Here is a 14,553-nt window from a genome sequence, read left to right on the forward strand (position 1 = left end):
TATGCGATAGTAACCTCTTCCTTTTACTTCCATTATGGAAATACTACTCTTGCCGTATCAGACCCTAATGATACATTTAGGGAAGCCTTTTCATCCTTTGGATTCCAGTTCATTACCCTGCATTCGCTGGCCTGTACCTCTACATTATGGTTTCCGCTTCCTGTCAGGTTTTCAGTATCTATATCACATTGTTCTATTTTCCAGTTTTGCAGATAGTCGAGATCGGCATTAAATACCTTTGTCTTGGAATTCTTCATTACAAAGCTCCCCCAATCCCTTATTGCAGGTGTGATTATATCAGCTTCGCAATTCTCTATATTCAGATCTCCACGCAGCATATCTATATTGATAGATCCGGCTTTCAATCCCTGCACATTAGCTCTTAGCCCATCTACCCTGCTTCTTATATCCACACAGGAATCTGCATATACAGTGAAGTTTAGTTCCCTTATTGCTGCCGGGGATGGTATTCCGTTTTTGTAATGATTCGCCAATAATTCTGCCGTCTTCACGCGCAGTATCGTTTTATCATGTACTGTGGATATCTCCAGGTATTCTTTCAATTGTTCCGGTATATACAGTTTACCTTTGTCTCCTTCGTTCGTCACGGGTTGTATATTGATGAGTCCATCGAAGATAACATAATACTTATCCTTATCTCCCCGGCCATCTTTCGCAGGTATTGTATCTGCATATATCTCGATCACTTTCTGTCCGGATATATCTATGCCCGCAGTTTCTTCCTTTAATATAAGCCCGGTCTTTCTCCCACCATCATAATTTAACGAAAGATAGCATATACAGCCTATGGCAATTAAGAACGCTGCGGCTATAATACCCAATACTATTTTGGTTGTAAGTCTCATATCATTTATTATTATTGTTTCTTAATATACTCTTTATACATTTCCACGATATCCTCTATTGGAATATCCAGTGTATATATTTGTTTGAAAAAGTCCTCGGCTTCTTCCTTCATAAAGGTGTTCTTACGCAGTCTGAGTATCAGGTCCTTGGCCTTCGGAGCCACAAAATATCCGATCCCTCTCTTATTGTAGATGATCTCCATCGATTGGAGGTAGTCGAAGGTACGCATGACGGTATTGAAATTGACTTCCACAATAGCTGCATATTCGCGTACAGACGGAACCCTTTCTTCTTCTTTATATTTGTCCAGTAATATCTCATCACAGATGCGATCGGCTATCTGCAAATAGATTGCTTTATTTTCTTTAAAATTCATAAGCTAGAGTCGTTTAATTACTTCAGATTCCCTGAATCTGAAAAATGCTAATATCCAGTTTATCACAGCGAAGATGAAACATAGGATTGTCAGATATCCCACTATTGTAGAATCTTCAACTCCAAATGTTCTTTGCTGTAACGCATTTCCAAAGCTGTCCATACCGTTTTCAAAAACAAGAGAGATTGCGCACCAGCACACCAGTAGAAAAGTGATAAAGATGATGATGCCTGCCGAAAATGTTTTTACCAGCGAGTTTTTCGGCCAGAATGTCGACCCCAGAATAAACAGAGACTGGGCGAAGACGAAAAGGCCAACAAAAAATTTAAATTGTGATACTCTCTCAAAAACATATTCGTAACGATGATCATCGTTTCCTATTAATCTGTCAAAATGAACAGATTGCACATCTATATCAGGAAAGCGGATAGAGCAGATCAGTACCCGTGTGGCGTCTGACAACCAAAACAGGATAAAGAAAACGACCATGTAACCGATTGTCATGATAAGCCAGCGGGAAAAGTATTTTTCAAATGCCGATGACGGATTCATCAAATATACAAGCCGCTTTGTTTTGCTATTAATAGGTTCCATTGCCATGGACGCGCTGATACACCCAAATATGAAGAAGACGAAAGCCGTGAAGACGATCAAATCCCTATTCAGATATTTTAAACGATCAAATCCCTGTTCAAATTCGGAATATGAAAGAAAAGAATTCCATGTAGTAACAAGAGTGAGTGCTCCATAAATTGTAAGGATGCGGATAAGATACTTTTTCCAGTTTTCCTGTATGTCTTTCCTTAACAGCAAGACAAATCGGTTTATATCAAACGTATTATTCATAATTTATCAGATTTTATTGTAGTATTGCTGTTATCTTTTCCGTATTGCTTAGCGTTGCATTGAACAATGTTTCCAGATTCAGGGAAGTTTCTTCATTGTTTTCATTTTCAAGGATTAGCTTGTATCCTTGTATCGATGGTGAAGCGTACAATGCTTTTTCCACATCCTTTTCGCTAAAGCTTTCCAAAAAGCGCAGTTTCTCACAAATCCTTGATACGGAAGCATTCATCAGCACTTTATTATTGTCGAGGATGATCACCTGTTCCAATAACTTATCCACATCCTGTACCTGATGAGTCGAGATCAGGATCGTTTTTTCATCGGTCATCCCCGAAGCTATAAATTTGCGGAACTGGCTTTTGCCGGGTATATCAAGTCCGTTGGTAGGCTCATCCATCAGCAATAGGGGAGTATTTGCGGCCAAAGCAAAGCTCATAAAGACCTTTTTCTTTTGACCAAGAGAAAGTTCGTTCAGATGCACATCGGCTTCCATCTCGAAGCACTCCAGATTTTTATCCAGTTGTTCCTGACTAAAAGCGGGATAGAACGGACGATTGATTTCTACATACTTTCTTAGTGGTATACCAGGTAATTCAAATTCTTCGGGCACTATGAACATATCCTGCAATGTAGAAGGCTTACGCCTTGCCACATCCTCGCCTTTATATTCCACCTTACCCTTTTTAGGACTTAAGAGGCCTGTAAGCAAATACAACATAGTCGATTTGCCCGCTCCGTTCTTTCCTAACAATCCGCAAACTTTTCCCTTCTCTATAGAGATTGAAAAATCATCGAATATTAGCTTTTTCTTATACCCGAAGGTAACGTTACGCATTGATATCATATTAATTAGATTAAAAATATAATAGTGTAATAGTATAATAGTATACGCAAATGTATTGATAATTTTTATAAATACAATAATCAAGGCGATTTTTTTGAAAAATATTTTTCAGGAAAAACAGATACAAGCTATAAAAAATACGTCACTAATTTTTATTAATTACTGATTCTCATTACTTACTTTGTATTTCATTCTCTAATCTTTATTTATTGTTAAAAAAAGGTGACACAAGTAACAGAATTAATGGAAAATAAAAAGTGAAAGATTAAACGTTATTTTCTCCGTTTCTTTCCTCTCTTTCCTGCCGGACTGAATACCGGATGGTTATTACTCGCTTTTATCGTGCGTTTCCGCTCAGCCTTGACCCTGTACAGCCTGTCAAGCATTATCTTTGCTTCAGCTTCTTCAGGATCATCAACCGGGCTTTCTTTTTCCTCTGCCGGAACAATCTCTACTTCCTCAACATACTCTGCTATTTCATTTTCTTCCGTATCCTCCGGAATAGTTACGTCAACGGTAATTATCTCCTTTTTGCTTGAAATACCTTCCATCTCCTTTTGAGTTAGTTGGGTGTCGGCAATTCTATCCTGCCTGTCCAGTAACAGCTTAATTGTTTTCAGGTCGGGCAGGCAAGATTTCCTGCGGATAACTTTCGACTGTAGTACCAGTTTTTCCGGTTCATGTTCGTCCGGCAGATATGTTTCTTTTTCTTCTACCATCATATACCCGTCCAGCCGCTTTTTAAGGGATGAATATAACATTTGCCTGATCCTGTCCTCGCGCCTGCATTCCGCGTCGAATATCTCTTTTGCCAAACCCGGAACTGTTTCTTTCCAGCAGTAGAAAGTCTTTCGGCTGATACCCGTAACCCTGCAAATTTCCGCTACAGAACAAAAATCATCCTCTATCAGCGAAACAATCGTTTCTGCTACACCCTCGTTATACTTTGCCATAAGATTAAAGATTAATAGTTTTTTATGATCAATTGTTTTTCAGTATAGATAAATGCAGATGAAAATGATTGTCTTTTTTAACATAAAGTTTTATGGATTAGTCGTTGGGATTAAATATTCTATTTTTTCTAACGCGCCATCCGGCTTGTTTTTCTTAACTTTTTCTTGATAAAAAGTTACAAAAATCAAGACTGCATCCCTCCGGCGACCCAAAACCGCAGCTCCGGTGGGGCAAAATAATACGGAGTCATCTTTTACCGGATTATCAGCTGTGTATAGCAGCTACCCTATTTTGCCCTACACCTCTGCTTTACGGATTGGGTACCCCGCCTGCGGAATGAGGCCGGAATCGCGATGCGGCGGCAAGACAGAGATTTTTCAGGCTTTAGCCCCGCGTGCGTCAGCCCTTGCGCATTAGTGACGCAGGCGGGGTACCCAATCCGTTGCAGGCGGCGTAGAATCAAACGGGGCGATAGCCCGTTTGTTTGATTCAGCTGTCAAAACGGTTTTGGGTCGCCGAGGAACTTAGCGCTAGCTTTTTGCTTCCTTTTGGGCAATGCCAAAAGGAAGGACAAGCCCGGGAGGGCGCGGCAGTAATGAGCTAAAAACCTCTAATTTAAATTAAGATAGTCTCTATGCATTAAAAAATAGAACATTAATATCCAATTATTGATTCACTTGAATAATAAAATAAAGGACGGTTAAATAAAACCGTCCTTTATCTATGATCATAAGAGATATGATTTACTCCACAGGTTCGGGCTGTAAATCATCTCCCGTCGGCATATCAGGGAGCTTATCCGATGTTTTCTCCTCTTTAGAAACTTCCTTTACCAAAGTATATTTTAACGAAGACTGATCTGCTGCAGGATGCTCCACTTTTTCGACTTTTACTTCCAATACATATTCATATCCGGGTTCATAAACGAAACCGTCTATATTGCTATAAAAGAACTCCCAGTCTGTCTGACCGTCTTTTTTTACCAAAAGACATTTCATTGGTGCTACTCCTACACAATCACCCTGCTTGGATGCTACAGTCAACTTTTCCGTGTTTTTTGAACTACCGCAGGAACCTAAAAATAAAGCTACTGCAAGCAGGCTTACCATTAATTTATACATAATCTATTATTTTTGAATATATTAATACCTTATTTATAAACATGTATACCACTGAAAAGGTTTATTATTCAACCATATACTCTACCTCATGGGCTTCTATCAACTGAGGTATTTCGAGTTTCAGCAACATCTTGTCCAGTACATTTTCAGGCAACTGGAATTCGCGGTTACGGTTTTGACTTCGCCATACTTCATATGGTTTCTCCACATACACTATTCTTACCTTTGCACCATACAATGTAAACAGGTCGACAAGTTGCTGACGCATCAAGCGTGTGATATTAGTAGCGTTCCATACGAAGTCCTGTTTTTTTCGTAAATATACACGTGCCTGTTCTTTCGCTTCCTGCACTACACGGCCGGTTGCTGATCTGTCTGTTGGACTGTATTTGTACTTACGGCGGATAGCATCGAGACTGATGACCGGGATATCCGGTTTCAACGATTGTATATAATGGTCCTTGCCCATTCCCGGCAATCCGGATAGTATCGTGACTTCACACTTGAAATCATCGTAAGGTACATAACCGATATAACCGTCTATCGTATTGAAGTATTCGTACCGGGCACTTGCCGTCGGAAACTCCAGAGCCTTGTCCCAGCAACCTTCGTCTTTACAAAACATTTCAAATAAATCTAATGATTCTATCAACGCTTCCCCATCCTCGCATATTCTACCACGGGCATCCGCCTCAGCCAGCATTTTTAGCTGGCGGGTATTAGCCCTCAGCGATACTGCATGAATCTTTTTGGCTGGTTCCAATTTCTCCATCAGCCACAGAGGCAAACCATGAAAACGAACAAGGGAAACTACTTTTTCACGAATGTCAAAGGGTGTAGGGATATCCCTGAACAGGATATTCCGTGCAGTGTATTCTCCCCTGCGGGCATGTCCGTTGGCCGAGATATTTCCATTACCCTCGTCTTGCGAAGTGGAGCGTTTCTCAATATCGTGCATGAGAGCTGCCGCCCATAATATTTCCTGCTCCTGTTCAGATAATGTTTCATACCGGGGCATCTTAGTCAATTCATCAAGTACCATTTGTGTATGGATGGCTACATTACCCTCGACATGATGATTTTTATGCTGTATTACATTTTTCATATCAGCAACCCACGAAAACTGTTTTTCGAGCGATTGCCAGTCTTTATTTTGTGTTAATTTCCAAATCATAATCATATATTTTATTCGTTAATTACTTGCCTTTCCCAAACTAAACGTGCACGTTTCCAGTTACGGGTCCAGTGTTCTCCGGTTTTTACATGTCCTTTACGGACATATTTGAATACATTGTGAGAGAAGTCGCCGATAAGATATTCTCCTGCATTACGGGTGACAATTCCTTCACGTGTACAATCTTCGCCGGTTTGTGTATCGGTGGAACCGAATACACTCGGTTGCTGTGCCCATGTCAGTATCTGCCGTTCGAGTCTATCGTCAGGTAAGCCCTTTACCTGCTGAATATCCAATTCTGGAACAGTAGGGAAATCGAATATCGCAGCATAGAATTTCACTTCTTCCCACGACAGCCATTTGTCGAGGCATCGCACTGCAAACACGTAGTAATAAGATTCTATCCGCTTGTATTCGATAGAGTGTATTGCATACAGGTTTTCGCCAAACAGTTCTATATCCCCCAAGTCTCGCTTCATTAGTTCCCAACGTCCGCGTAACTGGTTTGTCCAGGGAGAAGTGGTAGGTGCTGCATGTGAACGGGCAAAGACTCCAAACCGGTTGAGACAGTTATTCTCTCCATCCAGTTTCTCTGTATGCACAAGGACTTCTATCTGTTGGATATCATCCCGGTATGTATGGTTTATCCGGTCGTCGCTGGTAGTTCCGGGTGAAAACGGAAAATGATATGTACGACCATATTTTTGTGATAACATAATGTAATTGTTTTTAAGTTTTTAGAATACAATAGCAAACAAGGCCCGTAAATTCACTTTACAGCCTTGAAAGATGCGGGAAGACTCCCGCTATGTATGCTAAACAATTACATGACATTCCGTATGAAATAGTTATAAATAATTTGTACAAAGGTAGTAACATTTATCAAGACAGCCAAATTTCAGCATTCCGGCACATAATACAGTCAATGAAAAATAAAAAGCGCATACCTGAATTTCAGGTATGCGCTTAGCTATGTCAGATTGTATTTATTATTCTATACCGATAACTGCGGAGAATCCTCTTCTTCCTCCTCTTCATCATCCTCGTCCTCGTCTGTCTCTTTAGGTGCCGGTTTTACCATAAAACGGCTCAACTCGAACAGCAGGTAAAGCGGTATAAAGACTACCGATAATGTAAACGGATCGCCCGAAGGTGTAATAACAGCAGACAATACCAAGAGACCTACTATAGCATGACGCCTGAACTTCTTAAAGAACGATCTGTTCAATAATCCCAACTGAGACAATAACCACGATACAAGCGGTAACTCAAAGACAATCCCCATAATAAATATCAGCATCAGGAAGTTATCCATATACGAGTCGAGCGAGATAGTATTCTCTATCATCTCACTCAGCTGATAAGTAGATAAGAAGCGGAATGTCATTGGGAAAACCAGAAAGTAGCCCACTGAGCATCCGATGAAGAACATAATAGTTCCGAACAGGAATACCCACCGGATACTTTTCTTCTCATTAGAATATAAGGCAGGGCTGACAAAACGCCATATCTCAAATATCAGATAAGGGAATGTAAGTATCAGTGCCAGCCAGAATGAAGTGGTCATGTGCCGGAAAAATTGCGATGTAAGATTATAATTTATAATCTTGATATGAAATGTATCATCACAGAAATCAGGCAGAAAAGGTACAGCCGATGTCGCATAACACAGATACTTATACAAGACAAAGTCGGCACGCGTAGGCCCCATTATCCATGTGTCGTATATGTACGGCATGATAGCAAACCCAAGTATTGCAAATACAAATAAAGCGATGATAGACCGTATTAAAGTCCATCGAAGTTCCTCTAAATGATCCCAGAAGGTCATTCCTTCATTGTTCTCTTCCATAGAAAAGTACTATCTCAATCTTTTTTAGTTGTGTCGTTTCCTTCTATATCGTCTTCAATGCCTTTTACGCCTTCTTTGAAGTTTTTAATTCCTTTACCAAGGCCTTTCATTAGTTCGGGTATTTTACGGCCACCAAAAAGTAATAGTACGACTATGGCTATGATGATGATTTCCCCTGTCCCCAGGTTTCCTAAAAACAAAAGTGTTTTCATGTTTTCTAAGTTTAAATATTAATGTAAATATGGCTATATTCCATTCATCAGTAAAAATAACACAAATAATGTCTAGTAGACGGGATGAAATGGATATTTATTTCTTTTTTAACTATTCTTTGTTTCAAATCAATACCGGCCTATGCCGGGATAAGATTTTCTTCTATTCCGGGAGTATAATACACCTTATATTCTCCCTCCTCATCGCAGATAAACAGAGCATCTATATCAGGAAATTTCTGCACCCACTCTAATGCTTTTTCGATACCCACTACCAGGAATGCCGTGGCAAAGGCATCTGCTGTAATCGCATCTTTAGCTATAACTGTTGTTGACAATAAATTATGAGTTACCGGATAACCTGTTGCCGGATTTATCGTATGTGTAATCTTTTGGCCGTCCTGAATGTAAAACTGACGGTAATTACCGGATGTGGCCACGCCCCTGTCCGTAATTTGCAGAATGACCTGCAAATCCTGCCCCGGTATAGGATTATCTTCTGCCGGACGATCGATACCGATCCTCCATGCTTCCCCGGCTGTATTCTCTCCTTTAAGACGTATTTCTCCGCCTATTTCGACCAGATAATTCAGGCATCCGTGTTTGTCCAAAAAATCAGCAACTATATCAGCCGAATAGCCTTTAGCTATGGCATTGGCATTTAGTACTATATTTGGATTCGATTTTATAACACGCTTATTTTCTATCTTTATCTTATCCATCCCGATATGTTCTTTAAGGGTATTTACCTTTTCTCTATCGGGTATGTTTTTTTCGCGGGAACTAAAACCCCAGGCTCTGAATAATGGCTCGGCGGAAATATCAAATGTACCTTCCGTTTGCAGGCTTATCTCTTTAGCTTTGCTAAAAACGGTCTCGAAATAGTAGTCTGTTTCTACATCATCATTCCTGTTGATACGCGAAATAAGGGATGTATCATCATATACAGACATAGATCGTTCAAAACCGGCCAGTAATGACTCTATGCCGGGCTGAAAGTCACGGTCTTCGTCGTCCTGATAGATAATATTGTAACTTGTACCTTCCGCAGTTCCTTGTATGCTATAGTAGAAAGTACCGTTGTCGGCCATTACTGCATTCATGCTTATTTGGAAAATGAGCAGGAAGTTGTTTGTCTCCTGCTCATTTTTATACTTTATTTGTTGTAGCTTTCTTTTACCAACGGGCAATTCAGTAAATACTCCAAACTCTTTTTCACACTTTCGAAAGGAGTGAAGTTATACTGTTCCACTTCTACAACCAGATGTTTTGTTCCTGCTGCATCTGTATTATTGAAGATGGCGTCAAATCCCACCATACCGCTCTGTCCCAGTTCTTTATTATCTTTGATATGAAGCAAAGCGAAACGGTTTTTGTATTTATTGAAATAGTCCACAGGGCTTTTTCCGCCTCTCACTACCCAATATACATCCATTTCGAAGAAAACGTATTCAGGATTTGTATTTTCTATCATATAGTCATACATCACTTTGTCTTCTATTTTATTTCTAAGTTCGAAGTCATGATTGTGATATCCGTACAACATGCCGTTTTCCTTACATTTCTTTCCTATTTCATTATAGTATTCACAATAGGTCTGTAAATCCTTCAGTGTCTTAGGCGTTTCCATAGACGGGGTAACAATGTATTTCATCCCGGCAGCTTTATGTGCGGCAATACACTGATCCCACCATTTCATCGCTTCTGTAAAATCTTTAGATGCCAGTTCTTTCTCGTTAAGGCCCCGGCCGGTATGGGAAGATAATACTTTCATTCCCGCAGCCTCTATATCGGCTTTGAATTCTTCCGGCGTTTTTCCATAAAATTTACCATCACCGTAGTTGGCTGCTTCAACAGCAGTAAATCCCATTTCCCCGGCTTTCTTTATTGTTCCGGCATAGTCTTTGGAAATATCATCCCTAAGGGAGTATAATTGCAGGGCTATATCTTTCTTCGGAGGAGCCTGTTGAGTCACTGTTTCCGCTTTTGGAGAACAAGAGATCATCAGTAGGAGGACAGCTATAAAAAATGTTGTTATTTTCATGCTAATAAAATAAGATTATATTTAAAAGTCAAATCCATGAAGGATATGTTCCTTCGATGGATTTGACATTATTTTAATAGAAAAAATTAGTTACCTGATTTATTAATCAAGGATCTTAATTTTGATATTACGGAACCAAACATCATCTCCATGATCCTGGAATCCGATATAACCTTCTCTGTTAGCCCCACCAAGATTGTTCAGTAATTCGAAAGCCAAAGGCCATTTTTCCTGACTGAATTTACTTGCCTGCAACAATTCTGTCCATTGAGGAGTCCACAAATGGTATTCAACTACATTTTCACCGTTCTGTCCGTGAACAACAGTTCCTTTATATACCATAATCTTACCTGTGTTCCACTCACCAAAAGGCTTAGAGTTTTGAGGTACAGCAGGAATCATGTCATAAAGGGATGCAGACTGACGATTGTTGTCTTTACCCATTTTAGCATCAGGGTGGTTGGCATTGTCCAATATTTGATATTCAGGAGATGAGATATAGATAGGTTCCATTCTCTTTTCACCTTTATCATTTGTTGTTTCAATTTCCTGAGCCAGGAAGAATACTCCGGAGTTGCTGCCTTTTGCTACTTTCCAATCGAAAGTCAACTCGAAGTTTTTGAACTTATGAGCAAAAATGATGTCTCCGCCTTCTTTATCCTGAGCTTCGCCACCACCTGTTCCGTTGAACTTGATAGCACCCTGGTCGATAGTCCATTTTCCAGGAACGTTATCTTTTCCATAACCGCGCCAACCTTCGAATGTTTTACCATCGAAAATAGTGATAAATCCGTCTTTATCTTTTGCAAGTTTTGAAAGATCTATCTGTGGCTTTTCTACTACAGTATACTGAGGGGCAGCATTTTCTGCTGTTTTAACAGAATCAGCATTTTCACCTGCATTTTGTGCATCTTTTTTGGCGCCTCCGCAAGCAATCATTGCTCCTGCTATCATAAGACAACCTAGACTGTAAACAATTTTCTTCATTTCTTTATACGGTTTAATTTAACAATTCTGCATTATGGCATATCCGGCAATTTCCAGCCATCACGATATGTATGTTTGATCAGTTCCTGAGCAAATGACTGTGCATTGATCGGATCTGTCCATATCTTATTGAATTTAGGGTCACCATCGACAATCTTGAAGTCGTCTTTCTTCAAAATTCTGATCTCTTCATTCGGGTTGATATTGGTGAACTTCATGTTCTGTCCATCCCAACGCAATTCCTTATTCAGGTTTTGTAAGCGTACGGCAAGTACACCCATTACTACCATTTCGTTGAAAGGCCCTGCTTCGCTAAAGTCAGAAGCAGTCAACACGCGGCTGGAAGCATCTTCTTTACAAGCACGTACCCAGTCCATTTCGTGAGAAGTTTCTACACGACGGCAAACTTTAGGCGCATTAGGTTTGCGGCCCGAAAGCAACCATGGATTTACACCATAACATCCGCAAATCAATGTGTCTTTAGTTCCGTGGAATATAACACCGCCACCGGCATCATTCATATTCTTTCCATCAGGCCATCCTGCTGGCAAATTTGGTTTCAAACCGCCATCATACCAGTGTACTTCAACCTCCGGCATAGATACCTTAGGCATATTGTCGCGAGCCGGGAACACAAGTTTTACATACTGTGCCTGAGGTGCGCAGTCCTGTAGCAACATTGTGGAAGATCCTTGTGCACTTGTAGGATAACCCAGTTTCAACCCCTTAAATACAGGGTGAAGGATATGACAAGCCATGTCTCCTAATGCACCTGTACCATAATCCCACCAGCCACGCCAGTTCCAAGGAGTATACAATGCATTGTAAGGACGCATCTTAGCTGGTCCTGTAAACAAATCCCAGTTCAATGTGCTAGGTATTTTGTCTACCTTTTCAGGTGCATTCAACCCTTGTGGCCAGATCGGACGGTCTGTAAAGGCTTCCACTTTTGTGATTTCACCTATCTCTCCATTCCATATCCATTCGCAAACAAGGTTTACTCCTTCGGCAGAAGATCCTTGGTTACCCATCTGTGTTGCTACCTTATGTTTTTTAGCAAGATTGGTAAGTAATCGAGACTCATATACTGTATGAGTCAATGGTTTCTGGCAATAAACGTGTTTGCCCATTGTCATTGCGTCGGCAGAAACAATAGCATGTGTATGGTCGGCTGTAGCTACAATAACAGCGTCGATGGATTTGCCCATTTCGTCATACATCTTGCGGAAATCCCAGTATTTTTTTGCATCAGGGAATCTGTCGAATACGCCTTTCGCATATCTCCAGTCCACGTCGCAAAGAGCTACGATGTTTTCTGTTTTTTCTACTTGTTTGATATTAGCATGTCCCATACCTCCGATACCCACAGCGGCAATGTTTAATTTGTCGCTCGGTGCAACATGCCCGAAGTTTTTACCCAAAACGGTGCTTGGGATAATTGTCAGACCGATAGCAGCTTTAGCTCCGGTACTCAGGAATTTTCTCCTTGAAATGTCTGATGCCATAAGTTTTTCTGTTTTTAGGTGTAATAATTGTTAATTATTATAGATTTAATGTCCTTTAAAAATTGATTGTCAGCTAATTTCTCCTCTGACGATTTCCTCCTTGTCTTTGTCCCAGTACATGGTACGCCCTTCAAGATAAGCACGTGTTCCCATATGTGCTGTAATCGCTTCTTCGAATGCCGCGTTTATATCACATGACGGTTTATTATTCCGGTTACGGATACATTCTATCCATTCCCTTACATGAAGGAATGTGGTATCGTAACGTTTTCCTCCCAGATAAGAATATAATAGTCCGCGTTGGGCAAAATACATCTCGGTAGCTGATGTTATTGCGTCCACATTGTTTTTACCGGGAACATATGTATAGAATGGTACATCGGGTTTGATAATCCCTTTTTCGAGTTTTTCTTTATATCTGGTAGAACCGCTGTCGATCTTCACAGTCAGTGTATCACCTACTTCCATCGATGCATCGTGTCCCATGATTACTTTGCCTCTGTTGCGGCTACTGGCCAAAGTGGCACTGTAGAGCATTGTCAGGTTCTTTTCAGGGAATTCGAATGTGGTTTGCAATACATCGGGAACGGTTCGTCCATCTTTGAAGAAGTAAACGCCACCCGACGATGTAGCGGAGTGAGGGATGCCTACACCCATGAGCTGATTAATAGCGTCATATTCATGCGTCAGCAAGTCTCCGCTAAGCCCTGTACTGTAATCCCACCAGCAACGCCAGCGGAAGAAACGTTCGAGGCTGAATTTATCTCTGGCTTCAGGGCCTACATATTTAAGCAGATTATATTTAGTCATATAATCCATATATTCCTTAATCCTTTCAGGGTCTCCTTCGTACTGTTTCCAGTCTATGGTCTGAGGGTTGGCATCCGGATGAATGTCATATACCCATGCTCCGTTAGGATCGTTTCTGTTGGTACATACTTCGATCAGGCTGATTGGCCCTAAGAGTCCTTTGTCTATTATTTCTTTTGCTTTGTGGTAACAGTCTATCTGACGTCCCTGGTGACCCAGCTGAAAAACAATACCTGTTTCCTTGACAATATCCCTTACCATATATGTTTCAGGTACTGTCCACGAGAGAGGTTTTTCTACATATACATGTTTTCCGGCTTTAGCAGCATCCATCACCATGGTACTGTGCCAGTGGTCAGGTGTTGCAATAATAACAGCATCTATATCTTTATCGGCAAGCATCTCTTTATAGTGGCGGTAACGCTTTGGAGCAGTGCCCATTTTACCTCCGACTCCTTCCCTGTAAATGTTTGCTCCGGCAGCCATACCTTCTTCCGCGAATGTATCGAAGATATCACATATTCCGGCAAATACGATATTCAGGTCTTCCTGTTCTTTAAAGTCTTTATATCGGGTGTCTTTTTTATTTTTCTTGGCATCATCTATCCAACCTTGCAGATGCTGGGGTGTGGCAAATCCGGCAGCCCGAAGCAAATATTTTCCTCTGCCTCCGTAGCCGATCACACCTATACGGATTTGCTCTCCATTAGGTTTTAAATCGGGTATCGACGCCGTTTCACTACTTAGCTTAAATACATCACTTACGTCATTGAGTGTTTTGGTATATTTTTGTTTTTTGTATACACCATACGCCAAAGCTCCTAAAACGGGAGTCGTAGCCAGTGCTTTTAGGGCATTACGCCTGCCTTGGGATTCCGGTAACGGATTATTATCGGATGCTTTTTTTTCGTTCTTTTTATCGTTATCCTCAGGGACAATTCTGTCTTCGGGTGTCATAATT

15 protein-coding genes are annotated in these 14,553 nt (G+C 40.7%); all 15 read right to left on the reverse strand.

Annotated elements, in window-relative coordinates:
* Nucleotides 1-32 precede the first annotated feature (32 nt).
* A complete protein-coding gene (locus HMPREF9455_RS07350) occupies nt 33-866 on the reverse strand; it encodes a hypothetical protein (protein ID WP_006799008.1) in 834 nt (277 codons plus the stop codon).
* 11 nt (nt 867-877) lie between these two features.
* Nucleotides 878-1,243 carry a GntR family transcriptional regulator gene (locus tag HMPREF9455_RS07355; RefSeq protein WP_006799009.1) on the reverse strand — a complete coding sequence of 122 codons (366 nt, stop codon included), beginning with the start codon at nt 1,241-1,243 and terminating at the stop codon, nt 878-880.
* 3 nt (nt 1,244-1,246) lie between these two features.
* Nucleotides 1,247-2,089, reverse strand: a complete 843-nt coding sequence (locus tag HMPREF9455_RS07360) for a hypothetical protein (RefSeq protein ID WP_006799010.1) — start codon at nt 2,087-2,089, stop codon at nt 1,247-1,249.
* Nucleotides 2,090-2,102: 13 nt separating this feature from the next.
* Nucleotides 2,103-2,933, reverse strand: a complete 831-nt coding sequence (locus tag HMPREF9455_RS07365; RefSeq protein WP_044215755.1) for an ABC transporter ATP-binding protein — start codon at nt 2,931-2,933, stop codon at nt 2,103-2,105.
* Between the two features lie 272 nt (nt 2,934-3,205).
* Nucleotides 3,206-3,886 (reverse strand): helix-turn-helix domain-containing protein, encoded by a 681-nt coding sequence (locus HMPREF9455_RS07370; RefSeq protein WP_006799012.1) that lies wholly within the window; start codon nt 3,884-3,886, stop codon nt 3,206-3,208.
* Between the two features lie 744 nt (nt 3,887-4,630).
* On the reverse strand, nt 4,631-5,008 hold the full coding sequence (locus HMPREF9455_RS07375; RefSeq protein WP_006799013.1) for a DUF4377 domain-containing protein: 378 nt from the start codon (nt 5,006-5,008) through the stop codon (nt 4,631-4,633).
* A 64-nt stretch (nt 5,009-5,072) separates the two neighbouring features.
* Nucleotides 5,073-6,182, reverse strand: a complete 1,110-nt coding sequence (locus tag HMPREF9455_RS07380) for an AAA family ATPase (protein WP_006799014.1) — start codon at nt 6,180-6,182, stop codon at nt 5,073-5,075.
* 11 nt (nt 6,183-6,193) lie between these two features.
* On the reverse strand, nt 6,194-6,898 hold the full coding sequence (locus tag HMPREF9455_RS07385; protein WP_006799015.1) for an RNA ligase family protein: 705 nt from the start codon (nt 6,896-6,898) through the stop codon (nt 6,194-6,196).
* A 278-nt stretch (nt 6,899-7,176) separates the two neighbouring features.
* Complete coding sequence (gene tatC, locus HMPREF9455_RS07390; protein ID WP_006799016.1) at nt 7,177-8,034, reverse strand: twin-arginine translocase subunit TatC; 858 nt, start codon at nt 8,032-8,034, stop codon at nt 7,177-7,179.
* Between the two features lie 14 nt (nt 8,035-8,048).
* Nucleotides 8,049-8,246 (reverse strand): twin-arginine translocase TatA/TatE family subunit, encoded by a 198-nt coding sequence (gene tatA, locus HMPREF9455_RS07395; RefSeq protein ID WP_006799017.1) that lies wholly within the window; start codon nt 8,244-8,246, stop codon nt 8,049-8,051.
* 140 nt (nt 8,247-8,386) lie between these two features.
* The gene (locus HMPREF9455_RS07400) at nt 8,387-9,349 is read right to left on the reverse strand and encodes an FAD:protein FMN transferase (protein WP_044215695.1); all 963 of its coding nucleotides are present in this window, start codon (nt 9,347-9,349) and stop codon (nt 8,387-8,389) included.
* 53 nt (nt 9,350-9,402) lie between these two features.
* Nucleotides 9,403-10,290, reverse strand: a complete 888-nt coding sequence (locus tag HMPREF9455_RS07405) for a sugar phosphate isomerase/epimerase family protein (RefSeq protein WP_006799019.1) — start codon at nt 10,288-10,290, stop codon at nt 9,403-9,405.
* A gap of 102 nt (nt 10,291-10,392) precedes the next feature.
* Nucleotides 10,393-11,277 (reverse strand): 3-keto-disaccharide hydrolase, encoded by an 885-nt coding sequence (locus HMPREF9455_RS07410; RefSeq protein WP_006799020.1) that lies wholly within the window; start codon nt 11,275-11,277, stop codon nt 10,393-10,395.
* Between the two features lie 32 nt (nt 11,278-11,309).
* The gene (locus HMPREF9455_RS07415; RefSeq protein ID WP_006799021.1) at nt 11,310-12,782 is read right to left on the reverse strand and encodes a Gfo/Idh/MocA family protein; all 1,473 of its coding nucleotides are present in this window, start codon (nt 12,780-12,782) and stop codon (nt 11,310-11,312) included.
* A 69-nt stretch (nt 12,783-12,851) separates the two neighbouring features.
* A complete protein-coding gene (locus tag HMPREF9455_RS07420) occupies nt 12,852-14,549 on the reverse strand; it encodes a Gfo/Idh/MocA family protein (protein WP_006799022.1) in 1,698 nt (565 codons plus the stop codon).
* Nucleotides 14,550-14,553: the final 4 nt, after the last annotated feature.

The sequence above is a fragment of the Dysgonomonas gadei ATCC BAA-286 genome (genome assembly GCF_000213555.1).
Classification (GTDB): Bacteria; Bacteroidota; Bacteroidia; order Bacteroidales; family Dysgonomonadaceae; genus Dysgonomonas; species Dysgonomonas gadei.